The sequence below is a fragment of the Castellaniella sp. S9 genome (genome assembly GCF_027257175.1).
GTDB lineage: Bacteria > Pseudomonadota > Gammaproteobacteria > Burkholderiales > Burkholderiaceae_B > Castellaniella.
This window is the reverse complement of the sequence record NZ_JAPFGD010000013.1, coordinates 69,276-95,157: the sequence shown is the minus strand read 5'-3', so window position 1 is coordinate 95,157 and position 25,882 is coordinate 69,276. Positions and strand designations below refer to the sequence as shown.

At 66.2% G+C, this 25,882-nt stretch carries 22 protein-coding genes and 1 pseudogene; 7 read left to right on the top strand and 16 right to left on the bottom strand.

Going from position 1 to position 25,882, the window contains the following annotated elements:
* The 4 genes and pseudogenes from OOZ48_RS17860 to OOZ48_RS17845 all read right to left on the bottom strand — a co-directional run.
* Window positions 1-156: pseudogene (locus OOZ48_RS17860) on the bottom strand (branched-chain amino acid ABC transporter permease); the annotation flags it as partial.
* 16 nt (window positions 157-172) lie between these two features.
* On the bottom strand, window positions 173-883 hold the full coding sequence (locus OOZ48_RS17855; protein WP_269500173.1) for an ABC transporter ATP-binding protein: 711 nt from the start codon (window positions 881-883) through the stop codon (window positions 173-175).
* The gene (locus tag OOZ48_RS17850) at window positions 880-1,653 is read right to left on the bottom strand and encodes an ABC transporter ATP-binding protein (protein ID WP_269495369.1); all 774 of its coding nucleotides are present in this window, start codon (window positions 1,651-1,653) and stop codon (window positions 880-882) included. The genes OOZ48_RS17855 and OOZ48_RS17850 overlap by 4 nt, the downstream gene beginning before the upstream one ends.
* Window positions 1,654-1,699: 46 nt before the next feature.
* On the bottom strand, window positions 1,700-3,688 hold the full coding sequence (locus OOZ48_RS17845) for an AMP-binding protein (protein ID WP_269500172.1): 1,989 nt from the start codon (window positions 3,686-3,688) through the stop codon (window positions 1,700-1,702).
* Window positions 3,689-3,809: 121 nt separating this feature from the next.
* Here OOZ48_RS17845 and OOZ48_RS17840 point away from each other — a divergent pair, with 121 nt between their 5' ends.
* A complete protein-coding gene (locus OOZ48_RS17840; protein ID WP_269500171.1) occupies window positions 3,810-4,709 on the top strand; it encodes a LysR family transcriptional regulator in 900 nt (299 codons plus the stop codon).
* Window positions 4,710-4,722: 13 nt separating this feature from the next.
* Here the strand turns inward: OOZ48_RS17840 and OOZ48_RS17835 are convergent, their stop codons facing one another.
* Window positions 4,723-5,631 (bottom strand): LysR family transcriptional regulator, encoded by a 909-nt coding sequence (locus tag OOZ48_RS17835; RefSeq protein ID WP_269500170.1) that lies wholly within the window; start codon window positions 5,629-5,631, stop codon window positions 4,723-4,725.
* A 98-nt stretch (window positions 5,632-5,729) separates the two neighbouring features.
* On the opposite strand from OOZ48_RS17835, the gene OOZ48_RS17830 reads away from it, so the two are divergent.
* Genes OOZ48_RS17830 through pcaF form a run of 3 tightly spaced genes read left to right on the top strand, consistent with a single transcriptional unit; the run spans window position 5,730 to window position 9,446 of the window.
* Entirely contained in the window at window positions 5,730-6,890 is a 1,161-nt protein-coding gene (locus tag OOZ48_RS17830; protein ID WP_269500169.1) for an acyl-CoA dehydrogenase family protein, read from the top strand.
* A 35-nt stretch (window positions 6,891-6,925) separates the two neighbouring features.
* Window positions 6,926-8,224, top strand: coding sequence for a 3-hydroxyacyl-CoA dehydrogenase family protein (locus OOZ48_RS17825; protein WP_269500168.1), 1,299 nt, complete (start codon window positions 6,926-6,928; stop codon window positions 8,222-8,224).
* 16 nt (window positions 8,225-8,240) lie between these two features.
* Complete coding sequence (pcaF, locus tag OOZ48_RS17820; RefSeq protein WP_269500167.1) at window positions 8,241-9,446, top strand: 3-oxoadipyl-CoA thiolase; 1,206 nt, start codon at window positions 8,241-8,243, stop codon at window positions 9,444-9,446.
* Window positions 9,447-9,472: 26 nt separating this feature from the next.
* Here pcaF and OOZ48_RS17815 read toward each other — a convergent pair whose 3' ends face one another.
* From OOZ48_RS17815 to xdhA, 10 genes are all read right to left on the bottom strand, one after another.
* The gene (locus tag OOZ48_RS17815) at window positions 9,473-10,288 is read right to left on the bottom strand and encodes an enoyl-CoA hydratase/isomerase family protein (protein ID WP_269500166.1); all 816 of its coding nucleotides are present in this window, start codon (window positions 10,286-10,288) and stop codon (window positions 9,473-9,475) included.
* A 62-nt stretch (window positions 10,289-10,350) separates the two neighbouring features.
* Window positions 10,351-11,133: an SDR family oxidoreductase gene (locus OOZ48_RS17810; protein ID WP_269500165.1), complete on the bottom strand. Its 783-nt coding sequence runs from the start codon at window positions 11,131-11,133 to the stop codon at window positions 10,351-10,353.
* Between the two features lie 20 nt (window positions 11,134-11,153).
* The gene (locus tag OOZ48_RS17805; protein WP_269500164.1) at window positions 11,154-11,444 is read right to left on the bottom strand and encodes a Dabb family protein; all 291 of its coding nucleotides are present in this window, start codon (window positions 11,442-11,444) and stop codon (window positions 11,154-11,156) included.
* Between the two features lie 38 nt (window positions 11,445-11,482).
* Window positions 11,483-12,241, bottom strand: coding sequence for an SDR family NAD(P)-dependent oxidoreductase (locus tag OOZ48_RS17800; RefSeq protein WP_269500163.1), 759 nt, complete (start codon window positions 12,239-12,241; stop codon window positions 11,483-11,485).
* A 145-nt stretch (window positions 12,242-12,386) separates the two neighbouring features.
* Window positions 12,387-13,595 (bottom strand): ABC transporter substrate-binding protein, encoded by a 1,209-nt coding sequence (locus OOZ48_RS17795; protein WP_269500162.1) that lies wholly within the window; start codon window positions 13,593-13,595, stop codon window positions 12,387-12,389.
* A 222-nt stretch (window positions 13,596-13,817) separates the two neighbouring features.
* Window positions 13,818-15,323: an AMP nucleosidase gene (locus OOZ48_RS17790; RefSeq protein ID WP_269500161.1), complete on the bottom strand. Its 1,506-nt coding sequence runs from the start codon at window positions 15,321-15,323 to the stop codon at window positions 13,818-13,820.
* Between the two features lie 20 nt (window positions 15,324-15,343).
* Complete coding sequence (gene guaD, locus OOZ48_RS17785) at window positions 15,344-16,669, bottom strand: guanine deaminase (protein ID WP_269500160.1); 1,326 nt, start codon at window positions 16,667-16,669, stop codon at window positions 15,344-15,346.
* A gap of 40 nt (window positions 16,670-16,709) precedes the next feature.
* Complete coding sequence (gene xdhC / locus OOZ48_RS17780) at window positions 16,710-17,711, bottom strand: xanthine dehydrogenase accessory protein XdhC (RefSeq protein WP_269500159.1); 1,002 nt, start codon at window positions 17,709-17,711, stop codon at window positions 16,710-16,712.
* Window positions 17,711-20,086, bottom strand: coding sequence for a xanthine dehydrogenase molybdopterin binding subunit (gene xdhB / locus OOZ48_RS17775; protein ID WP_269500158.1), 2,376 nt, complete (start codon window positions 20,084-20,086; stop codon window positions 17,711-17,713). Before xdhB ends, xdhC begins: the two co-directional genes overlap by 1 nt.
* A 10-nt stretch (window positions 20,087-20,096) precedes the next feature.
* Window positions 20,097-21,584: a xanthine dehydrogenase small subunit gene (gene xdhA / locus OOZ48_RS17770; protein WP_269500157.1), complete on the bottom strand. Its 1,488-nt coding sequence runs from the start codon at window positions 21,582-21,584 to the stop codon at window positions 20,097-20,099.
* Between the two features lie 151 nt (window positions 21,585-21,735).
* Here xdhA and OOZ48_RS17765 point away from each other — a divergent pair, with 151 nt between their 5' ends.
* Complete coding sequence (locus OOZ48_RS17765; protein WP_269500156.1) at window positions 21,736-22,677, top strand: LysR family transcriptional regulator; 942 nt, start codon at window positions 21,736-21,738, stop codon at window positions 22,675-22,677.
* 209 nt (window positions 22,678-22,886) lie between these two features.
* Complete coding sequence (locus OOZ48_RS17760; protein ID WP_332108287.1) at window positions 22,887-24,251, top strand: NCS2 family permease; 1,365 nt, start codon at window positions 22,887-22,889, stop codon at window positions 24,249-24,251.
* On the opposite strand, the gene OOZ48_RS17755 is transcribed toward OOZ48_RS17760, so the two are convergent.
* Window positions 24,248-25,219, bottom strand: coding sequence for a LysR family transcriptional regulator (locus tag OOZ48_RS17755; RefSeq protein ID WP_269500155.1), 972 nt, complete (start codon window positions 25,217-25,219; stop codon window positions 24,248-24,250). The two genes, OOZ48_RS17760 and OOZ48_RS17755, sit on opposite strands and share 4 nt — an antisense overlap.
* A gap of 128 nt (window positions 25,220-25,347) precedes the next feature.
* On the opposite strand from OOZ48_RS17755, the gene uraD reads away from it, so the two are divergent.
* Entirely contained in the window at window positions 25,348-25,878 is a 531-nt protein-coding gene (gene uraD, locus OOZ48_RS17750) for a 2-oxo-4-hydroxy-4-carboxy-5-ureidoimidazoline decarboxylase (protein WP_269500154.1), read from the top strand.
* Window positions 25,879-25,882: the final 4 nt, after the last annotated feature.

Here is a 25,882-nt window from a genome sequence, read left to right as displayed (position 1 = left end):
CATGTACAGCGCGCCGTGCGTGAAGTTGATGATGTTCAACAGGCCGAAGATCACCGCCAGACCCAGCGAGAGCACGGCATAGAACGAACCGTTGACCAGGCCCAGCAGCAACTGGCCCAGCAGGGCCGGCAGCGGGACGCCGAATATTTCTATCATGTTTAGTGCCCTCCGATCAGACGCCGAGCAGGTTGTCGAGGATGGGACGCTTTTCGTCCAGCTGCGCGGCCTTGAATCGTTCGACGATCTGGCCGTGCTCCATGACGTAGAACTGATCGGCCAGGGGCGCGGCGAAGCGGAAATTCTGCTCGACCATGACGATGGTGTAGCCCTTGGCCTTGAGCGTCGTGATCATGCGCGCCAGCGCTTGCACGATCACCGGCGCCAAGCCCTCGGAGATTTCGTCGAGCAGCAGCAGATTGGCGCCCGTGCGCAGGATCCGCGCCACCGCCAGCATCTGCTGTTCGCCGCCCGACAGGCGCGTGCCCGGCGAGTGCCGGCGCTCCTGGAGATTGGGGAACATCTCGTAGATCTCGGTCAGCGACATGCCCCCGCCCAGCGTCTCGCCCACCGTCGGCGGCAGCAGCAGGTTCTCCTCGCACGACAGCGAGGCGAAGATGCCGCGTTCCTCGGGGCAGTAGCCGATGCCCAGGTGCGCGATGCGGTAGGTCGGCAGGTGGATCGATTCCGTGCCCTGGATGCGGATCGAGCCCTTGCGGCTGCCCGTCAGCCCCAGGATCGCCCGCAGCGTGGTCGTGCGCCCCGCGCCGTTGCGTCCCAGCAAAGTCACCACCTCGCCCTGCTCGACGCGCATGTCCACGCCGTGCAGGACGTGGGATTCGCCGTACCAGGCGTGCAGGCCGGAGATTTCGAGCGCAGCCGTCATCCGTGTGCTCCTTCGAGTTCGCCCTGGGTGGTGCCCATGTAGGCCTCCATGACCGCGGGGTTGCGGGATATCGCCGCGTAGTCGCCCTCGGCGAGCACCGAGCCGCGCGCCAGCACGGTGATCCGATCGGCGATGGAGGCGACTACGTTCATGTTGTGTTCGACCATCAGGATGGTGCGCCCGGCGCTGACCTGGCGGATGAGCTCGGTGACGCGCGCGACGTCCTCGTGGCCCATGCCCTGCGTGGGTTCGTCCAGCAGCATCAGCCGGGGTTCCATCGCCAGGGTGGTGGCGATCTCGAGGGCGCGCTTGCGCCCGTAGGGCAGGTTGACGGTTTGTTCGCCGGCGAAGTCGGCCAGGCCGACCTCGGCGAGCAGTTCGCGGGCGCGCCCGTTCAGGCGGCTCAGGCCGCGGTCGCTGCGCCAGAAGTGAAAGGACTGGCCCAGGCCGCGCTGCAGCGCGATGCGCACGTTCTCGAGGACCGAGAGCTGCGGGAACACCGCCGAGATCTGGAACGAGCGGATGATGCCCTTTCTGGCGATCTGCGCCGGGCGGTCGCCCGTGATCTCGGCGCCGTCGTAGAAAATCTGGCCCGAGCTCGGCACGAGGAATTTGGTGAGCAGGTTGAAGCAGGTGGTCTTGCCCGCGCCATTGGGGCCGATCAGGGCGTGAATCTGACCCTGGCGCACCTGCAGGTTCACGTCATCGACCGCGACGAACCCGCGAAAAGCCTTGGTCAGACCCCTGGTCTCAAGTATGTAGTCGCCCATTGGAATAGCTGCCTGAAAAATGAGTAGCGCGTAGTTCGGAGCGCCGCTAGCGCATCGGGCGCAACGCCCTGCGAATCGCGTCGATGGATGCCGGGTTTTCCAAGGACGAGAGGTCGCCCAACGGCTTGCCGTCGTACAGGTTGCGAATGACCCGGCGCATAACCTTCGAGCTACGGGTCCTGGGCAATTGCTCGACCAGAAGGACTTCGCTAGGCTGAAAGGGGCGCCCGAGCGTCCTGGCAACCTGTGCCTTGATGCTTTCCGCCAACCGGTCGGCCTCGCGTCCGGAAACGACCTGGCCGGGAACGGCAAAAACCACGATACGCTGGCCCGTCGCGGCATCCTCCACCCCGACGGCGGCCGCATCCTCGACCGTCTCCAGCTCGAGCACCGCTTCCTCGACTTCTGCCGGTCCCAGGCGTTTGCCCGCCACTTTGAGGGTATCGTCGGCGCGGCCCCGGATGTAAAAGAAACCCTCGGCGTCGCGAAAAGCCAGATCGCCGTGCACCCATACGCCCGGGATGCGGCGCCAATAGGCATCCAAGTAGCGCTCGTCGTCGTTCCAGAACGACTGCGTCATTCCGATGAAGGGGCCGCGAATGACGAGATCGCCGACCTCGCCGGTCAACGCCCTGCCGGTATCGACATCGACGATATCCAGCGGCACGCCGAGGCTAGGCGTGTTAAATGACCCCGGATCGATCGGACGCAGCACCGTGCTGGTCAACAAGGCACCACTGACTTCCGTGCCCCCGGTATAGTTGAGAACCGGCGCGATTCCACGGCCGAAATGGGCATGGAACCAGGAGAAATGCTCGGCATCGATAGTTTCGCCCGCGGTAATCAGAATCTGCAGTGTCGAGGTGTCGCCTTTCAGCGCTTCCTCCTCATGGGCGGCCAACGCGCGGATCAGCGTCGGAGAGGCGCCGAAGTGCGTCGCGCTATGCTGCTCGACGATGCGGCCCATACGGGACCAGTCCGGGAAATCGGGGGCGCCGTCGTACGTCACCATCGTGGCCCCGAGCATCAGGGCGGCGACGGGCACGATCGACCCGACAATCCAACCCATGTCGGCCAGCCAGAACAGCACGGAATCGGAGCCCATGTCCAAGTGCATGGCGGCATCGTTGAGGATGCGCAGGGCAAAGCTCCCGTGCGTGTGGACGGCGCCCTTGGGCTTGCCGGTGGTGCCGGACGTGTAGATCAGCAGGAACGGATCGTTCGGGTCGGTCGCCGCGCAGCGCAGCGAGTCCGGCGGCGTCTTTGCAATCTCGAAGAAGGAGAGCCCGCCGGGGATCGAATCCCCCGCTTTGCGCGGTTTCCAGATGATGGTTTCCAGCAAGGGCAGTTCGCGAGCGGCCGCCTCGACTAGCGGCACTAGGTCGATGCGCTTGCCGCGGCGTGAAAAGCTGGTCGAGGCGATCAGGACGCGGGCCTGCGACGCCGCGAGACGCGCGACGGTGGCATCGACGCCATAGCCCGAGAACAAGGGCACGATGATGCCGCCGAGATAGATGATGGCGAGGTAGCCCACATAGGCCTCTAGGCCCGGCTCGATGAGCAAGCCGATCCGCTCGCCGCGCCGCACGCCCAAGCCGTCGAGGCCGGCAGCGAAGGCGCGAACTTCGTCGCGCAGTTGCGCGTAGCTGAAGGTGTCGTGGCCGCCCGACTCGTGCTCGGCGATGATGGCCGTCCTAGCGCCGTGCGCCGGATGATCCGCCCACTTGAACGCGGTCTCGACCCAATTCAACTGTCCTCCCGGAAACCATCGAGGATGTTCCACCCCCGCGGACAGGTCGACCAGCTTGTCGTAAGGCTTGGCCCAGGCCACGCCGCAGAATGCGTTGAGCGCTCTCCAGAATGTCTCGGGATCCCGTATCGACAGGTCATACAGCTCGTCATAGCTGGCGAGGCCCAGCCGCTGCATGAGCCCGCGCGCCCCCGAGCGAGCGGCATAGGCTGCATTGGGCTGCCAACGGGAAGCGGTGTGGTCGGACTGCGTGAAAGAAGGTGTGGTGGTCTCTGCGTGGGTCATGGCGTTCCGGTCCAGTGGACGGATCTCGTGATGTGCTGTCGGTGCCCATTATGAGTATATTTTTTTGCACGACAATGGGAAAATATGCAAACTTATTGTGCAAAAAACACGCTTATCGCCGATGTCCAAATTCAATGACTGGACGGATTTCCAGTTCTTTCTCGCGGTAGCCCGGGCTGGAAAGATTTCCAAGGCCGGCCAGCGCCTGGGCGTCGAACACTCGACGGTATCGCGGCGGATCGACCGCCTGGAGGCCCTGGTCGGCGCCGTGCTTTTCGACCGCAGCCGCAGTGGCTATACTTTGACCGACGCGGGCCGGTCCCTCGTCAATCACGTCGAGGCAATGGAATCGGCACTCCACGACGCCATCGAGAGCACCGCCACGCGATCCAGCCGCGTGGTTGGGACCGTGCGCGTCGGCACGCCCGAGGCTTTCGGCGTCTGCGTCCTTGCGCCCCGGCTGGCGCAGCTCCATGCGGTCCAGCCCGAATTGCATGTCGAGCTCATCGCCCAGCCGCAATACCCGAGCCTCGTGGCGCGCGAAGTCGATGTGGTCGTCACGCTGGACCCTCCGCAAGCAGGACGCTACACCATCGCGCGCCTAGCGGAAATCGACTATTTCGTCTACGGTTCGCCGGCTTACCTGGCCCGCCATCCGCCCATCGAAAGCGCCCATGACCTGGCCGCGCACCCTTTCGTCGACTATGTCCACGATGGCTCCATGAGCGACCGCTTTCTCGTGCTCGAGGAAGTGGTGTCTCAGCCACAGCGTGTCATGACCTCGAGCAGCATCCTGGCGCAACGCGCGGCCGCGGTCTCTGGGATGGGACTGATCCTGCTGACGCCCTATGTCGTCGAGGGACGGTCGGATCTGGTTTGCGTCCTGCCCGAATGGCCGCAGATCACCCGCAAACTATGGCTGGCGGCGCCCAATGATCTCTTCAGGACCAAGCGGGTGCGCCTGACCTGGGATTTCATCCTGCAGGCCGTCACGGACAACCCGCAATGTTTCCGCCGCTAAGGCCGCACACCGCTCAGGACTGCGCCCACGCGCGCACGCGCTGAACCGTGAAGTCGATGAGTGTGCGCGCGGCCAGCGTCTGGTAGCGGCCCGGCATGCGCAGCAGGAACATGCGCGTGCCAAACACGCTCAAGCGCCAGTCGCGCAGGGCGAGGACGATGCGCTGCTCGGCGACAGCCGAGCTCACCAGGTAATCGGGCACCAGCCCGACGCCCAGCCCGGCCAGGATGGCCTCCCGCAGGAACTGGAAATTCTCGGAAGCCAGCGTGGGCTTGAGCAGGATTTCCTGCCGCTCATTGCCCTGGTAGGCTGAAAGACGGAGGTCGCGGCCATCGACGGTCGAGGTGATGAGGGGAACGCCCGGCAGGTCCTCCAGCCGCTCGGGCATGCCGTGCTCGCGGGCGTATTGCGCCGATGCGCAGATGACGTAGTGCACCCGGCAGAGTTCATGCGCGACCATCTGCAGCGGCGGTTCCGACATGACCCGGATGGCGATGTCGATTTCCTCGCGCAGCAGGTCATCGATGCGGTTCTCGAACACGACGTCCAGAGCGATGTCCGGATAGGTGTGCTTGAATTCGATCATCCAGTCCGACATGATCAGATGCCCGAAACCCGTTGGCAGGCTCAGGCGCACCGAGCCGTGCAGCCCCCTGCCCAGCGAGTCGACCGACTCGCGCGCGGCAAGCAATTCATCACGGATGACGCATCCATGCTGATAGAGCTTCAAGCCGACTTCGGTGGGCTCGATGCGGCGCGTCGTGCGCCGTAGCAACTGCAGGCCCAGGGATTGTTCGAACTGGGTGAGGTGATAGCTGATGTTGGCGCGGCTCATCTTGAGCTTGCGCGCGGCCTTGCTGAGATTGCCAGCGTCCACGATATCCACGAGAAGGATCAGGGATTGGGCGTTGAGCGCTTCCAATGGTCAATATCCTTTGACGGAATGTTCATATTATTTCCGATTGTCTAATAACATAGAATACTTCAAAATCGGCGTTCCCGACATGATAGGAGTGCGGCGTGGCGCTTGACCAAGAATCGTTCGAGCTGCTGAAGATGAGCCTGGATCGCTTCATTCAGGAGCGGCTGATGCCAGCGGAGGACGTCGTCGAGGAAAGCGACGACGTTCCCTCGGACATCGTGGACGACATGAGAGCGCTGGGGCTCTTTGGCCTGTCGATTCCAGAGGAGTACGGCGGGATCGGTCTGTCGATGAGCCAGGAGTGCGAGGTGGCGTATGCCCTGGGGCATACAGCGCTGGCGTTCCGGTCGGTCGTGGGCACTAATATCGGCATCGGTTCCCAAGGCATATTAATGGACGGGACCGAGGTGCAAAAGGCGGAATATCTGCCTGCCATCGCGAGCGGCGAATTGATCGTCTCCTTTGCGCTGACCGAACCGGACGCCGGTTCCGACGTGGCATCGCTGAGGGCGCGAGCGGTGCCCGACGGCGGCGATTATCTGCTCAGCGGCACCAAGCGCTTCATCACCAACGCGCCGCGCGCCGGCGCCTTCACCCTCATGGCGCGCACCGGGGAATCGGGCGCCAAGGGCATCACCGCGTTCCTGGTGCCCGCCAGCCTGCCAGGTTTGTCGCTCGGCAAGCCGGACAAGAAGATGGGTCAGCGCGGAACCAAGACTTGCGACGTCCACTTGGACAACGTGCGCGTGCCCGCGACCAACATCATCGGCGGCGTGCCCGGCAGGGGCTTCAAGACAGCCATGAAGGTCCTGGACCGTGGACGGCTACACATCTCCGCCCTCGCCTGCGGGATGGCCAGCCGCATCCAGCGTGAAAGCATCGCCTACGCCCAGCAACGCAAACAGTTCGGCAAGCGTATCGGGGAATTCCAGCTCGTCCAGGCCATGTTGGCCGACAGTCAAGCCGAGCTCCTGGCTGGCTGGTCCTTGGTCCAAGCCTGCGCGCGCCGCTACGATGGAAAACCGCCGGCTCTCGGCGATCCAGAGATCAGCATGCAAGCCTCTTGCGCAAAGATGTACGCCACCGAAATGGTTGGCCGGGTTGCCGACCGCGGGGTCCAGATCCACGGCGGAGCGGGATACATCAACGAATACAAAGTCGAGCGCTTCTACCGGGACGTACGGCTGCTGCGCCTATACGAGGGCACGACGCAGATTCAGCAACTGGTGATCGGGAAACACCTGATGCGCTCCGAATAGGCGGCCGGCTTCTCTTGACGCAGCAGCGGATTCCCATGCTTACTTCCACCGATTCTATTTCCGCGGCGCAGGCGCTCGCGTACCTGGCCACCGCCCGTGCCGAGGCGGACCATCTGCCCGAAGCCCTGCAGGCCGAACCACTCGACACCCGCCGTGTCGCGGTCATCGGGGCGGGCACCATGGGCAGGGGAATCGCCATCGCCCTGCTCGAGGCCGGCACGGCTGCCATTTTGCTGGATCGGGACGGCGACCTAGTGGAACAGGGCCGCCAGGGCATCGCGCGGCACTACGCGCGCCGCGTGTCGGCGGGGAAGATATCCGGCACACTTGCCGAACAGCGCCAATCCCAGCTCCTGTCCACCACCGACTGGTCGATTCTCGCCGACGCCGACCTGGTCATCGAGGCGGTCTACGAAGACCTCACGGTCAAGCAGGACGTCTTTCGCCGGATCGATGCGCTGGCCGGCCCGGACGCCATATTGGCGACCAATACATCCTACCTAGACATCGACGACATCGCCGCCGTAACGCGCCGCCCCGAGAATGTCTTGGGCCTGCATTTCTTCAGCCCTGCGCACGTCATGAGGCTACTGGAGGTGGTGCGGGCGGCCCGGACGTCGCCGGCCACCCTCGCCACCGGCATGGCGCTCGGCGCCAAGCTTGGGAAGTCCGCCGTACTGGCCAGCAACGCCTTCGGCTTCATCGGCAACCGAATCTACAACGCCTACCGCCGAGAATGCGAGTTCATGCTTGAGGACGGCGCCTGGCCCGAGGACGTGGACCAAGCCCTGACAGCGATCGGTTTCGCCATGGGGCCATTCGCCGTGGCCGACCTGTCCGGGCTCGACATCGCCTGGCGCATGCGCCGCGCGCGCGCGGCCACGCGCGATCCACGCGAGCGCTACGTGCCGATACTGGACCGTTTATGCGAACTGGGCCGCCTGGGCCGCAAGACCGGCGCAGGCTACTATCGCTATGTCGATGGCAAGGCTTTGCCAGCGGCGGACGACGCGGTCCGGGGGGTGATCGAGCGGGCCAGCGCCGAGCGCGGAATCGTCCGCCAGACGCTTGCGCCCGAGGCCATCCGGCGCCGGGCGCTGCTCGCCATGGCCAACGAAGCAGGGCTGCTGCTGGCCGAAGGCGTCGCGCTGAGGTCGGGCGACGTCGATGTGGCGCTGACGGAAGGCTATGGCTTCCCGCGCACGCTCGGCGGCCCCGTGTTCTGGGCGCGGCACCAGCCGACGGACCGGCTGCAGGCCGAGCTTCAGGCATTGGGCGAGGCCACGGGCCATGGGTTCGTGCGCGCCGATCTTTCCGTCTTTTTTGATCATTAAGTTCCAGGAGTTCCCCATGAATAGCCAAGCGTTGATTTGCGACGCGGTGCGGACCCCGTTCGGCCGCTACGGCGGCACCCTGTCCAATGTGCGGTCGGACGATCTCGCGGCCGTGCCGCTGCGCGCCCTCATGGCTCGCAATCCAGGCGTGGATTGGGATGTGCTGTCCGACGTGCTGCTCGGCTGCGCCAACCAGGCCGGCGAGGACAACCGGAATGTTGCGCGCATGGCCGCGCTGCTCGCGGGGCTACCCGTATCGACGCCTGGAGCGACCATCAATCGACTGTGCGGCTCCGGCCTCGATGCCGTGGGCACCGCCGCCCGCGCCATCAAGGCCGGCGAGGCCGGGCTGGCACTGGCCGGCGGCGTCGAGAGCATGAGCCGTGCACCGTTCGTGATGCCCAAGGCTGAGGGTGCCTTTGCGCGCGCCAATGCAGTCTACGACACGACGATCGGCTGGAGATTCGTCAACCCCCTCATGCGCGCGCAATACGGGGTCGATTCCATGCCCGAGACGGCCGAGAACGTGGCCGCCGAATATGGCATCAGCCGCGAGGCCCAGGACCGCATGGCCCTGGCGAGCCAGGAAAAGGCGCTGGCCGCGCAAGCGGCCGGGCACCTCGACCGGGAAATCATCCCCGTCCTGGTGCCGCAGAGAAAGGGCGAGCCGGTCTCCGTGGACAAGGACGAGCACCTCCGGACCACCAGCCTGGAAGCCCTGGCCCAGCTAAAAGGCGTGGTGCACCCCAATGGGACCGTCACCGCCGGCAATGCCAGCGGCGTCAACGATGGCGCCTGCGCGCTGCTGCTGGCCAGCGAGGATTGCGCGGCGCGATTCGGGCTCGAACCCCGGGCGCGCGTCCTCGGCATGGCGGTGGCCGGGGTGGCGCCGCGCGTCATGGGGATCGGCCCGGCGCCGGCCACGCAAAAGGTGCTGGCCCAGACCGGCCTGCGCCTGGACCAGATCGACGTCATCGAGCTCAATGAGGCTTTCGCCGCGCAAGGCCTGGCGGTGCTGCGCCTGCTGGGGCTGGCCGACGATGACGCGCGGGTGAACGCATGGGGCGGTGCCATCGCCTTGGGACACCCCCTGGGCGCAAGCGGCGCCCGCCTGGCCACGACCGCGGTCAACCGCCTGCATGCGACCGGCGGCCGCTATGCGCTGGCGACCATGTGCATCGGGGTGGGCCAGGGGATCGCCGTCGTGCTCGAACGGATCTGAGCGCCGCGGCGATCGGGCGCGGGCCCTCAGAACGGCGAGGATTGCGGGAATACCGGCTTGCGGCGTTCCCGGTGCGACTGCAAGCCCTCACGGGCGTCGGGTCCGCCGAATCCCAGCATTTCCAGCGCCAGCGAGGTATCGAAAATCGGCCCCGCCTGACGCAGCCAGTTGTTCAGGGCATACTTGGTCCAGCGGATCGCCGAAGGTGATCCCGCCGCCAGCCTGACGGCGACTTCGAGCGCCTTGTCCTGCAGTTCGGCCTCATCCACGGCCAGCGACACCAGACCGATTTCCTCGGCCTTCTGCCCGGTGAGCGGATCACACAACAGCAGGTAGTACTTGGCCTTGGCCATGCCGCACAGCAGCGGCCAGATGATGGCTGCATGGTCCCCTGCCGCCACGCCCAGGCGCGTGTGACCATCGACGATCTTGGCATTGTTAGCGGCAATGGATATGTCGGCCAGGAGGGCCGCCACCAGGCCAGCCCCAACCGCCGGACCGTGGATCGCCGACACGATGGGTTTGGAACAATCGATGATGTTGTAGACGAGGTCGCGCGCCTCGCGCCAGACACGCGCGCGTGCGTCATGATGGTCCAGCATCTCCTGGATCATCTCGAAATCCCCGCCGGCTGAAAAGCCGCGGCCGGCGCCACGCAGGATGACGGCGCTGACGTCGGGGTCCGTGTCGATCTCCTTCCAAACCTCGGCAATCTCGCGGTGGCCCAGGGCATCCAGTGAATTCACGGTCTCGGGCTTATCAAGGGTCAAACGCAGCACATGCGGCGCCGGTGTGTCGAAAACGATGTGCGTATAGCCCGAATATCGGGTGTTCTGAGACATGGTTGCTCCAGTGGGTCTAGGGTGCTGTCGATCGGTTTCGGGAGTCGGACGAATCCTTCGGCTCAGCTGATGGACTGGTTCGACGCCATACCGCCGTCGACCGTGAAGATGGTCCCGGACGTGTACGAGGACCTGGGCGAGGCCAGGAAGACGAACAGATCGGCAACTTCACGCACGTGGGCGGGGCGGCCCAAGGGCAGCTTCTCGAAGAGCCGGGCGTATTCTTCAGGATCGCCGAACTGCTCTTGCGCGCGGGTGCGCATCAGGTCCTCGATCCGCTGCGTCGCGACGGGTCCCGGGTTCACGCCCAACACCCGGATCCCATGGTGCAGGCTGCGGCCGCCCAGGGCACGAGTGAATGCCATGAGGGCCGCGTTGCCCGCCGTGCCCGCGATGTAATTGAAATCAAAGGTCTCGCCGCCGCTGCCGATATTGTTCAGGATCACGCCGTGCCCGCGCTCGCGCATGCACGCATAGAATTCCCGAGTGACATCGATATAGCCCATGACTTTCAGCTCCCAGGCCTCGCGCCAGCGCTTGCCATCGACGCGCCAGAGGTCGCCGCCCGGAATCGCCCCCGCATTGTTGATCAGGATGTCGGCGTCGCCGAAGGCCTGGACAAGGGTCTTGGGCGCCTGCGGCGAGGTCAGGTCGAGCGCCAGGGTGTCAATGGCGACGCCGTGGCGCGTGCGAAGGTCGTCGCGCAGGGCCTCCAGGGATGCCTCGGAGCGGGAGACCAGCATCAAGGCACACCCCTCCTGGGCGAATGCATCGGCGAGTCCGGCGCCTATGCCCCGGGACCCTCCGGTGATCAAGACCTTCTTGCCTGCGAGTTGCATATCCATGGCGCGCGTGCCTCCTGCGATCAGGTTTCGTAGTCCAGAACGACGAGGTGATCGGCAATGTCTTTGACCTTTTGCTTGAGAGGCGCATGTAGTGGCGTCTGCTGGTAGAGGTCATGCGCCGCCTCGTCGACGAAGCTGGATACAAAGGCATGGGTGTACGCGAGCGAGCGGTCCGAGCGATTACGGACGAACCGCAGGCTGAGGATGCCTGGAAGCTCGCGCAGCAAGAGGGCGCACTCGCCGTCGATTTCCTCGTGGTCCTCCTGCGATAACGGCTCGCGCAGGCTCAACATGACGATGTGGTGAAACATGGCTTCCTCGGTAATTCTGGGATGATAGGTGGCGCAGGTCAAGAGATCGTCAGTCCGCCGTCCACCGAAAGAATATGTCCGGTGGTCGATTTTGATTCGTCCGAGGCCAGGTATAGCGCGGCGTAGGCCACATCCTCGGGCTTGATGATGCCAAACAACTGCCCATCCAGGGATTTCGACGTGACGTTGTCCTCTTGCAGGAGCTTCAAGACTCGCGCAGTGGCCGTGGCCCCCGGCGCGACCGCGTTGACGCGGATCTTGTATTGCGCGTATTCGACCGCCATGGACCGCGTCAGGGCGCTGACCGCGCCTTTGGCCGCGGTATAGGCATCCTTGCCATGCGTGCCGATCAAGGCAAAGATCGAGGTGCAGTTGATGACGGAACCGCCGTTGCCGGCATCCATCATCGCCTGAATCCCGTAGCGGCAGCCCAGCCAGGTGCCGAACAGATCCACCTTGATCTTGGCCCAGAATTCTTCGATGGGCGCGTCGGTGACGCGCGCGTCCCGCGCAGAGGACCCGCCCGCATTATTGTAGATGACATCGAAACGCCCATAGCGCTCGACAGCCGCCGCGACGGCGCGTTCGACCTCTGTGGCCTCCGTGACGTCGGTCTGGATGAACAGCGCCTCCCCGCCCGCGCCCCGGATCTGGGATACGGTTTCCTGGCCGGCTTCCGTATCCCGTTCCGCGATGACCACGGTGGCGCCTTCGCGGGCGAACAGCAGCGCGCTTTCGCGGCCAATCCCCGCGCCCCCTCCCGTGATCAGGGCCACTTTTCCTTCTAGACGATTCATTTCCAATCTCCTTACCGCCACGCCGACGCGCGGCCCGATGCCGCCACGCCAATCAAGATATCGCTTTCCCACATGAAAGACGGGGTGCCCTACGGACCGGCTCCCCCGCATGTGACCGGGCCGGCTCGCGGGCCGGCCCGTGAAATCAGCCCTTTTTGACCAGCGAGCAGGTGCTCTCAGACAAGGAACGATAAGCGTCGTCGCCCTTCACGACCGTCTGCACTGTGGCCATGTCCCATTCCCCCTCGGATTCGGCGGGCGCTTTGATCTTCATGAGATACATGTCATGCACCATACGGCCGTCCTCACGGATATATCCGCCCTGGGCAAACATATCGTTGATCGGCAGCTCTTTCATCTTGTCGATGACCGCCGCGGCGTCGGCGGTGCCCGCGGCTTTGATCGCCTGCAGATAATGCATGACGGCCGAATAGGCGCCCGCCTGGATCATTGTTGGCATTGCCTTGTGCTTCTCATAGAAGCGATTCGACCATTCGCGGGTCTGATCGTTGCGATCCCAGTAGAAGCCCGTGGTGTACTGCGCACCCTGCACCAGGTCCAGCCCAACGCCCTTGATGTCGGTTTCAAAGATGTAGAAGGGTGCGATGATCTGCTGGGTGGAAATGCCGAATTCGGATGCTTGGCGAAGCGTGTTCTGCAGGTCCTTGCCCGCATTCGCCAGGGCGACGACATTGGCGCCGGACCCTTGGGCCTGCATCAGGAACGCGCCGAAGTCCGCCGAGGCCGCCGGGTGCTTGGAGCTGCCCAGGACCTTGCCGCCGAGTTCCTCGATAGCTTTAGTGGCGTCGGCCTGCAGCGAGTTGCCGAAGGCATAGTCAACAGTAATGAAATACCAGCTTTTGTTCCCTGCCTGCGTCAAGGCCTTGGCCGTCGAATTCGCCAGCGAATAAGTATCGAACACGTAATGGATGCCGTAGGGCGAGCAGTCCTCATTCGTCAGCCGCGATGTGCCCGAGCCCGCAAATATGACGACTTTTTCTTTCTCTGCGGCCAGTTTCTGAAGCAGCAGCGCCGAGGACGAATCCGTCGACTCGATGATCATGTCGACTTTGTCGCGATCGTACCACTCGCGCGCCCGCGTGGATGTGATATCGATCTTGTTCTGGTAATCAGCCGTCAAGACTTCAATGGGACGATCGAGCACTGTCCCACCGAAATCCTTCACCGCCATTTCGGTGGCGAGCGCCACCCCCGGCCCGCCGAAGGCGGAATAAGGACCGCTCATGTCGACCAGGACACCGATCTTGACCGGCTCCGCAGCGAACACGGGCTGAGAGAACAACTGGGCCCCGACGCAGGCCACCATCACGACCGAAAGAGAAAATTTTTTCATGCCACCTCCATTTATTTTTTCCTACTCAAAATGTACGGATCGTGCAAGCCAACCGCCACCGCACTACAGGAGCATGATTAACCATATGATTTTCTTTTACAATCCCAACTGATTTTAACAGTATGTCGCAATATTTTTGACAATTTACACGGACGAGCGGTCCCAGGGTCATGCACCCAGCCGGCCGTGCGCGTGCATGGCCCCGGACGCTTTCCTTTTGCCTTACTTGAACGCCGTCTCGATAAAACTGCGCAGCTTGCGCGAATGCAGCCGCTCGGGCGGCATCTCGCGCAGGCGCTCGAGGGCGCGGATGCCGATGTGCAGGTGCTGGTTGACCTGCGTGCGGTAAAAGGTGCTGGCCATGCCGGGCAGCTTGAGTTCGCCGTGCAGGGGCTTGTCGGACACGCACAGCAAGGTGCCGTAGGGCACGCGGAACCGGAAGCCGTTGGCCGCGATGGTGGCCGATTCCATGTCCATGGCGATCGCCCGCGACTGCGACAGGCGCTGGACGGGCTCTTGCTGGTCGCGCAGCTCCCAGTTGCGGTTGTCGATGGTGGCGACGGTGCCGGTGCGCATGATTTTTTTCAGCTCCCAGCCGCTGAGGCCGGCCACCTCGGCCACCGCCTGCTCGAGCGCCACCTGGACCTCGGCCAGGGGAGGCACGGGCACCCACAGCGGCAGGTCGTCATCCAGCACGTGGTCCTGGCGCACATAGCCGTGGGCCAGTACATAGTCGCCCAGGCGCTGGGTGGTGCGCAGGCCGGCGCAGTGGCCCAGCATCAGCCAGGCCGAAGGGCGCAGCACCGCGACGTGGTCGGTGATGGTCTTGGCGTTGGATGGGCCCACGCCGATATTGATGAGCGTCAGGCCGGAATGGCCCGGGCGCTTGAGGTGGTAGGACGGCATTTGCGGCGTGCGCTCGAGGGGCATGGCGGGCTCGCCCGCGGTTTCCCGGGTGACGATGCGGTTGCCGGGCTCGACCAGCTCGGTGTAGCCGCCCTCCCCGGCGGCCAGCGTGGCGCGCGCCCATTTGACGAATTCCTCGATGTAGAACTGGTAGTTGGTGAACAGGACGAAGTCCTGGAAATGCTGCGGCGCCGTCGCCGTATAGTGCTGCAGGCGATGCAGGGAGTAATCGACACGCGGCGCGGTGAACGGCCCCAGCGGGCGCGGCTGGCCCGGGCGCCCCTGCCAGGTGCCGTTGACGATCGCATCGTCGGTGACGGCCAGGTCGGGCACGTCGAAATGGTCGCGCAGGGTGTGGCCGGGGGATTCCATGTACTCGCCCTCGACGTACTCGCCCTCGGGGAAGGCGAAGTGCAGCGGGATGGGCATGTCGGATTCGCCGATCTCGACGGGCACCCGGTGATTGCGCATCAGCAGTCCGACCTGCTCGCGCAGATAGTCGCGAAACAGCGCCGGCTGGGTCACGGTAATCATATACATGCCGGGCTCGACCAGGTGGCCGTAGGACAGCCGGCTGTCGACCTCCTGGTACGAGTCCACCCGGATGCGGATCGCGGGGTAGCAGGCGCGCACGCGCTGCCCTTCGGACAGGCGGCCCGCGCTGTATTCGCGGAAGGCGTCGCGGATGAAGGCCGTGTTGCGCGCATAGATGGTCAGCAGCTGCTCGACCGCGGCGTCCGCGTCGCTGAAGCGTGCAAACGGGATCAGGGCCGGCATCGAGGTCGGCCGAGGGGCATGCATGAAATCGCTGGGATCGTTCATGCGCCCATTATGGCAGAGGCTTATGACCGCCTGTTGACCTCTCGGCCCGCCGCATAGGTGGCGGCAACGGCCCGGTCATCGCCCAGCATGGCCAGTGCGAACAGCTGTTCCTCGAGGGTGTCGGCGCGGGCGCTGCGCCGCGCCAGCAGCGGCGTGGCCGCGGGGTCCAGCACCACGAAATCCGCCTCGGCGCCGGGCGCCAGGGTGCCGATGCGCCCCGCCAGCCCCAGGTCGCGCGCCGCCCCCTGGGTGGCCAGCCAGAACATGCGCCGGGCGCTGAGGTGATAGCCCGACAGGCGGGCGATCTTGTGCGCCTCGCTCATGGTGCGCAGCATGGAAAAGGACGAGCCCCCGCCCACGTCGGTCGCCAGCGCCACCGGCATGCCGCAGGCCTGCGCCGCGGCGAAGTCGAACAGGCCGCTGCCCAGGAACAGGTTGGAGGTCGGACAATGCGCGGCCACGGCGCCGGCATCGCGCATGCGCCGGCGATCGTCGTCGTCCAGCCATACGCAATGCCCGTAGACCGAGCGCGGGCGCAGCAGGCCGTGCCTGTCATAGACGTCCAGATAGCTGCGATAGCCGGGAAACAGCTCGGCCACCCACTTGACCTCGTCCTTGTTCTCGGACACGTGGCTCTGGACGAACACATCGGGATAGCGCTGCGCCAGCTCGCCGCACAAGGCCAGTTGCTCGGGCGTGGAGGTGGGCGCGAACCGCGGCGTCAGCGCATACATCTGGCGTCCCGTCCCGTGCCAGCGCTGCAACAGAGCCTCGCTGTCGCGCGCGCCGGATTCCGCGGTATCGCGCAGGAACTCGGGGCAATTGCGGTCCATCATGACCTTGCCCGCCACCATGCGCAGGTTGCGCGCATGGCTTTCCTCGAAAAACGACTGGGCCGATTGCGGATGCACGGTGCAATACACCAGCGCCGTCGTCGTGCCCGAGCGCAGCAGCTCGTCGAGAAAGAACCGCGCCACCTCCGCCGCATGGTCGGGATCCTCGAACCGGCGCTCGGTCGGGAAGGTGTAGGTCTCGAGCCAGGGCAGCAGGCCGGGCGCCGGCGAGGCGATCATGTCGGTCTGCGGATAGTGGATATGGGTATCGATGAAACCCGGCACGATCAGGCGGTCGCGCCAGTCGTTCACCGGCGTGCCCGGCGGCAGGGTCGGGGCCAGGCGCGCGTACTCGCCGCAGTCGCGCACATGCCCGTCGGCGATCACCAGCAGGCCGTCCCGGATCCACACGCAGGCCTCGTCCTCGGCCTCGCGGTCGTCGCGGAAATACAGCAGTTGGGCGCGAAAGGCACTGGCGGGGCCGGCCTCGGGGACTTGTTGGGGCTTGCTCATCCAATACTCCAGAGGGTGCGCGGCGCTGCAGGCGCCGGGCTCAGAGGACAGGGGCGGCGGCGCCCTGCGCCACCTCGGCGCGGACGCGCAGGATCTGGGCGGCCACGGCCACGGCGATCACCGCGGGTTGCTTGCCGGCGATGCCGGGCTCGCCGATGGGGCAGACGATGCGGCGGTAGCGCGCCTCGGGGATGCCGCGCGCCTGGAAGCGGCGCTCGAATTTGCGGCGTTTCGTCAGGGATCCGATCAGCCCGAAATACGCGACATCGTCGCGCCGCAGGAGCTGTTCGCACAGACGTTGGTCCAGCGCATGGTCATGCGTCATGATCAGGTAGCAGCTATGGGGCGGCGCCTCGTCGATCACGGCTTCCGGCGTGTCCGTGGCCTCGAGGCGGACATTGGGCGGCAGGATATCGGGAAACAGGTCCTCGCGCTCGTCCACCCACGTCACCTGGCAGGGCAGCGTGCCCAGGATGTGCACCAGGGCGCGGCCCACGTGGCCGGCACCGAACAGAATGACGTTCAAAGGCGCCGGGGCGATCACCTCGGCAAACAACGGCCGGCCCTGATCGTCCTCGGCCAGCAGCTTGTCGGGCACGGGCTCGCCGGGCGCCAGCGGCGCATCCCGCAGGCGGACCGGCGGCGCGTTCCCGCCGTCGCCCAGCACCACCTCGCGCACGGCCGCACGGCCGGCCAGCAGGCGCGCGCGCAGATCGCCCAGCCAGCCTCTGTCAGCGGCGTCGAGGCGCTCGAACAGCAGGTGCACCATGCCGCCGCAGCACTGTCCCAGCGAGGGGCCCAGCGGCAAGCGCTCGATCCAGCGGGACGGCACGTGCGCGGCATGCAGGCGCTTGCGCGCCACGTCGACAGCCATCCATTCCAGATGGCCGCCGCCGATGGTCAGCCACTGCTGGCGATCGGACACCAGCATCTTGGCGCCCGCCTCGCGCGGCGTCGAGCCCTGCGCCCAGGCCACGGTGACGAGCACCAGCGCCTGGCCCTGATCGAGGCTCCAGAGGGCCTGGTCGATCCAGTCGTGCATCAGGCGACGCCGCGTTTGCGCAGCGCCTCGACGGCGGCCAGGATGGCCTCGGGCGTAGCGGGAGCGTTGAGCTGCGGCTCGCTGCGGCCGTCGCCCACCGCCGCCACCGCCTCGCGGATGGCGTTGTAGACGCTGAATCCCAGCAGCAGCGGGGGCTCGCCCACGGCCTTGGAGCGATGCACGGTTTCCTTGGGATTGCTGGCCTTGAAGAGCTTGACCCGGAAATCGCGCGGGCAGTCGCTGATGGCGGGGATCTTGTAGGTGGAAGGCGCATGCGTCATGAGACGTCCCTGCGCATTCCACCAGAGCTCCTCGGTGGTCAGCCAGCCCATGCCCTGGATGAAGCCGCCCTCGACCTGGCCCAGATCGATGGCCGGGTTGATCGAGGCGCCGACGTCGTGCAGCAGATCGGCGCGCAACAGCTTCCATTCGCCGGTCAGGGTGTCGACCACCACCTCGGACACCGCGGCGCCGTAGGCATAGTAGTAAAAGGGCTGCCCATGCATGGTGGCCTTGTCCCAGACGATGCCCGGGGTCTTGTAGAAGCCATCGGACCACAGCTGCACGCGATCCCAATAGGCCTCGTCGACCAGCCTGGAAAAGGGAAGCGTGGTGCCGTTGACGTGGACCTGGCGATAGGCAAAGGTGACCTCGTCGGGCTTGCCGCCGTAGGTGCGCGCCGCGAAATCGGCCAGGCGCGTGCGCAACTGCAGGGCCGCGTCCTCGGCGGCCTTGCCGTTCAGGTCGGTGCCCGTCGAGGCCGCGGTCGCCGAGGTGTTGGCGACCTTGGTGGTGTCCGTCGCGGTCACGCGCACGCAATCGAGATCCAGACCCAAGGTGTTGGCGACCACCTGGGCCACCTTGGTGTTCAGGCCCTGGCCCATCTCGGTGCCGCCGTGGTTCACCAGCACGGAGCCGTCGCGGTAGATGTGCACCAGCGCGCCCGCCTGATTGAAGGCCGGCACGTTGAACGAAATGCCGAACTTCACGGGGGTGAGCGCAATGCCTTTCTTGAGGACCGGGCTGCCGGCATTGAAGGCGCGCACGGCCTCGCGGCGCGCCCGATAGTCGCTGCTGGCCTCCAATTCACCCACCAGGGGTTCCAGCAGATTGCCTTCGACCACCTGCCCGTAGGGGGTGACGTCGCGCGTGCCCACGCCATAGAAGTTCAGCCGCCGCACGTCCAACGGGTCCTTGCCCAGCTGGCGGCTGATGCGGTCGATGATGACTTCCATCATGAGCGCGCCCTGCGGTCCGCCAAAGCCCCGGAATGCGGTGTTGGACTGGGTGTGGGTCTTGCCGCACATGGCGCGCAGGTCCACGTCTGGCACGTAGTAGGCGTTGTCGAAGTGGCAGATCGCGCGGCTGGCGACCGCCTCGGACAGGTCCGCCGAAAACCCCGAGTTCAGGGTCATGTCGAGCTTGACGCCCAGGATGCGGCCCTCGTCGTCGAAGCCGACGTCGTACTCATAATAAAAGCCGTGGCGCTTGCCGGTGATCATGAAATCGTCGTCGCGATCGACGCGCAGCTTCACCGGGCGGCGCAGACGGTGCGCGCAGATCGAAGCCAGGCAGGCGAACAGCGCCGATTGGGATTCCTTGCCGCCGAAACCGCCGCCCATGCGCCGGCACTCGATCTGGACCTGGTGGGCCTGCCAGCCCAGCGCGTGGCCGACCACGGCCTGCATCTCGGTGGGATGCTGGGTCGAACACCAGACGAGCATGCCGTCGCCCTCGCGCGGCACCGCATAGGAAATCTGGCCCTCGAGGTAGAACTGCTCCTGGCCCTTGCACTCGAAGGTGTCGCGGATGCGGTGAGGCGCGGCGCCAAGGGCTTTTTCTGGATCTCCGTTGTATAGACGCAAATCGGGCAGGGTCCGCGCCCCCTCGGCCTTGGCGTCGCACGGCGTCAGGATGGCGGGCAGCGCCTCGTATTCCACCTGCCCCAGGCGTGCGGCGCGGCGTGCGGCATCCACCGTGCGCCCGACCACCACGAACAGCGGCTGGCCGATGTACTGCACCAGGCCATCGGCCAGCAGGGGGTCGTCGTGCAGGACCGGACCGCAGTTGTTCTCGCCGGGAATGTCGCGCGCCGTATAGACGGCGACCACGCCCGGCGCGCCGCGCACCGCATCGAGGTTCATCGACAGGACCCGCGCATGCGCCTGGGACGACAGGCCCAGCGCGGCATAGACCGTGCCGCGCAGCTCGGGAATGTCGTCGGTGTAGACCGCCTCGCCGCTGACGTGCAGGGCGGCGGACTCGTGCGGGCTGGCCGCGCCCGCGGCGGGCTCGTCCCGGCGCGGCCGGGGGATCTGGTGGTTGCCGATCGCCAGGCGCTCGAGCGCGCCCGGGTCATTGATGCGCATGTTCATGTCGGCCTCCTCAGGCGATGCCGGCCAGCGCGGCCGTATTGACCTGATGCGTCGCCAAGGGCGCCCCAGGGGCGGTTTCCAGGTAGAAGCGATACAGCAGGTTGCGCGAGGCCGTCATCCGATAGGCGCTGCTGGCGCGCATGTCGGTGAGCGGTTGGAAATCCCGTTCCAGGGCATCCATCGCGGCGCGCACGTGCGCCTCGTCCCAGGGCTGCCCCAGCAGCGCGTCCTCGGTCGCGCGGGCCCGACAGGGGGTCGCGGCCACGCCGCCGTAGCCGGTGCGAAACGCCGTGACCCCGCCCTGCGCATCCAGCGTCACCGCGAACGCCGCGCACACCGCGGAGATATCCTGGTCAAAGCGCTTGGAGAGCTTGTAGACCCGGAACAGCCGCCCCGGCACCCGGATCGGGATTCGCAGGCCCTGGACGAACTCGCCGGGCTCCGAGGCGTTCTTCTGGTAGGCCAGGTAGTAGTCCTCGAGCGGCAGCTCGCGCACGCGCTCGCCGCGCCGCAGCACGATCCGTGCGCCCAGCGCGATCAGCGGCGGCATCGAGTCGCCGATCGGCGAGCCGTTGGCCACATTGCCGCCCAGCGTCCCCGCATTGCGTATCGGGTACGAAGCGAAGCGCTGGCGCAGCTCCGCGAATTCCGGCAGGCGGTCCACCAGAGCGTCATAGGCATCATTCAGCAGCGCGCCCGCGCCGATCAGGAGGTCGTCGCCGTCCTCGTGGATGTCGCGCAGCTCGCGCACCTGGCCGATGTAGATGAGCTGCGGCAGGTCGCGGAATTGCTTGGTCACCCACAAGCCCACGTCGGTGCTGCCGGCCAGGATGCGCGCCTCGGGATACCGGAGGCGCAAATCGGCGAGTTGCGCGAGCGTGCGCGGCGCGTGGAAGGTATGGCCGTGCGCCTCGTAGGTAAAGACCCCGTCGCGCTGCAGCGCCTCGAGCGCCCGGGCGAGGCCCTCGCGGTCGAAGGCGACGTGGGGATAGTCCCCGCCCATCCGTTGCGCGGCGCGCACGATGGGCTGATAGCCGGTGCAGCGGCACAGATTGCCCGACAGGGCGTCGTCGATCTGCGTGCGCGAAGGCGCCGGATCGCCGGGCTCGTGCGCCAGATACATGCCCCACATGGACATGACGAAGCCTGGCGTGCAGAAGCCGCATTGCGAACCGTGGCAATCGACCATGGCCTGCTGGACGGGATGCAGGCCGCCATCGGGCCGGCGCAGGTCCTCGACCGTGAACAAGGCCTTGCCGTCGAGGGTGGGCAGGAACTGGATACAGGCATTCACCGCGCGCATCTCGACGCCGCCGTGGCCATCGGGCTCGGCCACCATCACCGTGCAGGCCCCGCAATCGCCTTCGGCGCAGCCTTCCTTGGTCCCCATGCACCCGAGATCCTCGCGCAGGTACTGCAACACCGTGCGTGTCGTGGGCTGGCCGGACACCTCGTGTACTTCGCCGCGGTAATGAAACCGGATCGCTTGCGTCTCCATGTCGGCACCCTTTCTAGTTTTCAAATCTGGTCCTGCCCAAGATAGCACCGGGCGGGCCGCAGGGTATTACCGCGGCATGATGAGCACTATAAGCCGGCGGATATCCCGCGGCGGGATGGACGCCGCCCCCCGGCGGCGGGAATAATAGGCCATGCAAAGACATCGCGAACCCCTGGACACCCATCTGCTGCGGATCCTGCACATCCTGCTGACGGAACAGAGCGTGTCGCGCGCGGCGATCAAGCTGGGCCTGTCGCAGCCCGCCCTCAGCAATTCGCTGCGGCGCCTGCGTGAAATCACCGGCGACCCGATTCTGGTGCGCAGCAAGACCGGCATGGTGGCCACCGAACGCGGGCTGGAATTGCTGGCCCATGCCAACGAGGCCCTGGCCGCGATCGACCGCATCATGCAGCCGGCCGGCGAATTCTCACCAGCCGACACCCCGCGCGAATTCCACCTGGGCGCCCCCGACTACCTGGATGCGATGTTCCTGCCGAACATCGCCGAGATCCTGCGTCGCGAAGCCCCTGGCGCCAAGCTCATCGTACACCCGATCAACGCCGACTTCGACTATGCCGGCGCCCTCGAGGGCGGCGCACTGGACGTGGTCATCGGCAACTGGCTGGAGCCGCCGCCGCAGATGCACATGTCGCGCCTGTTCGACGACGAGGTGGTCTGCATGATCGGCAGCCAGAACCCCCTGGCCACGCGCGGCCTCACCCTCAAGCAATACCTCGAGGTGCCGCACCTCGCGCCCTTTCCCTATATGTCGGAGCGCCATAGCTTCATCGACGGCCACCTGGCCTCGCGCGGCCTGCGCCGCAACATCCAGATGACCATCCCGTACTTCGGGCAGGTCGCGGGCATGTTGTTGCGCACCGACCTGGTCTTTACCACCGGCCTGCAGTTCGCGCAGCATTACGCCCGCTACCTGCCCATCACCATCCTGCCCTCGCCCGTCAACTTTCCGCCGATGCGCTTCTACCTGCTGTGGCACCGTCGCTGCCACACTGCTCCCGAGGTCGTGTGGCTGCGCAAATGCATCTCGAAAGTCGCCGCCATGCTGCAAGCCAGCCTTACGGACAAACCCTGATTCCTTCCTGGGCAGGCCCCCTGACTATCAGGGATTCTTGATGTCGCACATCACTGTCGCATGACGATGCGGCACAGGCGCCTCCCTAGAATGGCCGTCAAGCATGACAACGACAAGCCTGGCGGCGGCACGCACCGCCCCGGCACGAGACACTCATCGAGGAGACCCACACATGGCCGAGCGTGAACACGCCCTGCGCCCGGGGCTGGATGCCCCGCGCACGTCCCCCACCGCCCCATCGCCCGGCCGCTGGCTGGAGACACACTACACACTTCCAGTGCACCGCGCGCGGCAGTTCGCCGCGCCAGGAAACCCTGGCGGGCCTGACCACCTTCCTCGCCATGGTCTATTCCGTGTTCGTCGTGCCTTCCATGCTGGGCAAGGCGGGTTTCGACACCTCGTCGGTCTTCATCGCGGTCTGCCTGACCAGCGCCTTCGGCTCGCTGCTGATGGGCCTGTGGGCCAACCTGCCCATCGCCGTGGGCTGCGCGATCTCGCTGACCGCCTTCACCGCCTTCGACCTGGTGCTGGGACAGGGCCTCTCGCCCGCCGTGGCGCTGGGCGCGATCTTTCTGATGGGCCTGATCTTCACGGCGATCTCGATCACCGGCGTGCGCACCTGGATCCTGCGCAACCTGCCGGCGGGCATCGCGCACGGCACCGGCGTGGGCATCGGCCTGTTCCTGCTGCTGATCGCCGCCAGCGAGGTCGGCCTGGTGGCGCGCAACCCCGGCCCCGGCCTGCCGGTGTCGCTGGGCGCCTTGAACGCCATGCCCGCCCTGTTGAGCATCCTCGGACTGGCGGCGATCTTCGGCCTGGAGCGCCGCCGCGTCCCTGGCGGCATCCTGATCGTCATCCTCGCGCTGTCGGGCATCGGCCTGGCCGTGGACCCCGCGGTCCGCTTCCACGGCCTGTTCGCCATGCCGTCCCTGGGGGCGGGCGGCAGTTCGCTGATCGGCGCGCTGGATGTGGGCGGCGCCCTCAATGCCCTGGTCCTCCCCAGCGTGCTGGCCCTCGTGATGACGGCCGTGTTCGATGCCACCGGCACCATCCGCGCCGTGGCCGCCCAGGCCGGGCAGCTCGACGAGCAGGGCCACATCATCAACGGCGGGCGCGCGCTGACGGCGGACTCGGTGAGCTCGATCGCCTCCTCGGTCCTGGGCGGCGCCCCGGCTGCGGCCTACATCGAGTCGGCCGCAGGCACCGCCGCCGGCGGCAAGACGGGGCTGACGGCAACCATCGTCGGCCTGGGCTTCCTCGCCCTGGTGTTCCTGTCGCCCCTGGCGGCGCTGGTACCGCCCTACGCCACCGCCCCCGCGCTGATGTACGTCGGCCTGCTCATGCTGGGCGGCGTGCGCAAGCTGTCCATGGACGACAGCGTCGACGCCCTGGCCGGCATGCTGTGCGCGGTCTTCATCGTGCTGACCTGCAATATCGTCACCGGCATCATGCTGGGCTTCACCACCCTGGTCATCGGGCGCGTGTTCGCCGGCGAGATCCGCAAGCTGAACCTGGGCACCGTGGCGATCGCCGCGGCGCTGGCGGCGTTCTATCTGGGCGGCTGGGCGATCTAGGCGCCGGCCGGCGGCGCCCCGAGGCCGGCGGGCTGGCGGTCCGGATAGATGCTGCGGCCGCAGTCGGCCAGCAGGCGGCGCAGCCACTGATGCGAGGGTGCATGATGATTGCGGGGATGCCACAGCTGATAGAAGCGCATGGGCGGGAAGTCGATCGGCGAATCGACGATCGCCAGGGGCAGCAGCCCCGCGTAGTAGCGCGCAAAATGGCGTGTGGTGGTAAAGACCAGATCGGTGCCCGGCAGCAGGTAGGGCGCCAGCATGAAGGACTGGGCCTCGACGACCTGGTCGCGCTCGACGCGCAGCGAGGTCAGCACCGTATCGATCATGCCGCGCTGGCGGATGGAATACGGGGTGGGCACCACATGCCTTGCCTGGCAATAGTCCTCGAGCGCCATCGGGCGGCCGGCCATGGGGTGGTCGGCCGACATCAGGCAGACGATCTCGTCCTCGAGCAGCACCGACAGGTGCATGCGGTCGGGCGGCTCGGGCCAGTTGCCGATCACCACGTCCAGGCTGCCTTCGGCCAAGGACTGCTCGAAATCGAAATCCGGCCCCAGTGCATGCAGCATCAGGCGGGCATGCGGGGCCTCGCGGCGAAAACGCCCGACCACGGTTGCGGCGAACACCGGCGCCAGATAGTCCGGCGAACCGATCCGGAACACCTGCCGGCTTTGTGCCGGATCGAAGTCCTCATCGGATTCGAGCATGCTGTCGATCGCCCCGAGCGCCGCCTTGGCGTGCTCGAGGATGGCCAGCGCCCGATCGGTGGGCACCATGCCGCCTTTGTCCCGCACCAGCAGCGGATCATGGAAGATCGCCCGCAGGTTCTTCAGCGCCACGCTGATCGCGGGCTGGGACTGGTTGAGCTTGAGCGCCGTGCGCGACACGCTGCGCTCGGCCATCAGGATGCAGAACACCTTGATCAGATAGGTGTCGAGCGCCTCGTTCCCGCGTCGTGTCGCCATGAGCCCTCCGCGATGCGCGACCGCCGCCGCGTCCCCATTCATCCCTCTCGTTCAATGCGCCATAGCATATACCACTTATACGCCGCGGCCGCCTTCTTTCCTCTGCGACATCACCGTACACTCGCACCATGACGCTACTCTCCGCCCCCGCCATGACACTGACCGAACTCTCCGCCCTGCCGCGGGCCGAATTCTCGCGGGCCCTCGGCGCGATCTTCGAGCATTCGCCCTGGATCCCCGAACGGGCCTGGGCGTCCCGGCCTTTCGCCACGGTCGATGCGCTGCACCGCGCGATGCTCGAGGTCGTACGGGACGCCGATCCGGCCGAACGGCTCGCCCTGATCGCGGCGCACCCCGAACTGGCCGGCAAGGAGGCCGCGGCCGGCACCCTGACCGACGCCTCCACCCACGAGCAGCGCGGCGCGGGCCTGGACCAATGCAGCGCCGACGAACTGGCCCGCCTGCGCGGCCTGAACGCCCGCTATCGCGAGCGTTTCGGCTTTCCCTTCGTCATCGCCGTCAAGGGGCGCAGCCGCTACCAGATCATGGACGCGATCGAGGAACGGCTGCACAATGGACGCGACGCAGAGTTCGAGACCTGCCTCGAACAAATCGGCCATATCGCCCGTTTTCGCCTGGATGCCCTGTTCGGCGACTGACGAC

Coding starts and splice junctions, on each gene's coding strand:
- OOZ48_RS17855 (WP_269500173.1), bottom strand. CDS start 883: ATGACGGCTGCGCTCGAAATCTCCGGCCTGCACGCCTGGTACGGCGAA.
- OOZ48_RS17850 (WP_269495369.1), bottom strand. CDS start 1,653: ATGGGCGACTACATACTTGAGACCAGGGGTCTGACCAAGGCTTTTCGC.
- OOZ48_RS17845 (WP_269500172.1), bottom strand. CDS start 3,688: ATGACCCACGCAGAGACCACCACACCTTCTTTCACGCAGTCCGACCAC.
- OOZ48_RS17840 (WP_269500171.1), top strand. CDS start 3,810: ATGTCCAAATTCAATGACTGGACGGATTTCCAGTTCTTTCTCGCGGTA.
- OOZ48_RS17825 (WP_269500168.1), top strand. CDS start 6,926: ATGCTTACTTCCACCGATTCTATTTCCGCGGCGCAGGCGCTCGCGTAC.
- pcaF (WP_269500167.1), top strand. CDS start 8,241: ATGAATAGCCAAGCGTTGATTTGCGACGCGGTGCGGACCCCGTTCGGC.
- OOZ48_RS17815 (WP_269500166.1), bottom strand. CDS start 10,288: ATGTCTCAGAACACCCGATATTCGGGCTATACGCACATCGTTTTCGAC.
- OOZ48_RS17810 (WP_269500165.1), bottom strand. CDS start 11,133: ATGGATATGCAACTCGCAGGCAAGAAGGTCTTGATCACCGGAGGGTCC.
- OOZ48_RS17805 (WP_269500164.1), bottom strand. CDS start 11,444: ATGTTTCACCACATCGTCATGTTGAGCCTGCGCGAGCCGTTATCGCAG.
- OOZ48_RS17800 (WP_269500163.1), bottom strand. CDS start 12,241: ATGAATCGTCTAGAAGGAAAAGTGGCCCTGATCACGGGAGGGGGCGCG.
- OOZ48_RS17795 (WP_269500162.1), bottom strand. CDS start 13,595: ATGAAAAAATTTTCTCTTTCGGTCGTGATGGTGGCCTGCGTCGGGGCC.
- OOZ48_RS17790 (WP_269500161.1), bottom strand. CDS start 15,323: ATGAACGATCCCAGCGATTTCATGCATGCCCCTCGGCCGACCTCGATG.
- guaD (WP_269500160.1), bottom strand. CDS start 16,669: ATGAGCAAGCCCCAACAAGTCCCCGAGGCCGGCCCCGCCAGTGCCTTT.
- xdhC (WP_269500159.1), bottom strand. CDS start 17,711: ATGCACGACTGGATCGACCAGGCCCTCTGGAGCCTCGATCAGGGCCAG.
- xdhB (WP_269500158.1), bottom strand. CDS start 20,086: ATGAACATGCGCATCAATGACCCGGGCGCGCTCGAGCGCCTGGCGATC.
- xdhA (WP_269500157.1), bottom strand. CDS start 21,584: ATGGAGACGCAAGCGATCCGGTTTCATTACCGCGGCGAAGTACACGAG.
- OOZ48_RS17765 (WP_269500156.1), top strand. CDS start 21,736: ATGCAAAGACATCGCGAACCCCTGGACACCCATCTGCTGCGGATCCTG.
- OOZ48_RS17760 (WP_332108287.1), top strand. CDS start 22,887: ATGCCCCGCGCACGTCCCCCACCGCCCCATCGCCCGGCCGCTGGCTGG.
- OOZ48_RS17755 (WP_269500155.1), bottom strand. CDS start 25,219: ATGGCGACACGACGCGGGAACGAGGCGCTCGACACCTATCTGATCAAG.
- uraD (WP_269500154.1), top strand. CDS start 25,348: ATGACGCTACTCTCCGCCCCCGCCATGACACTGACCGAACTCTCCGCC.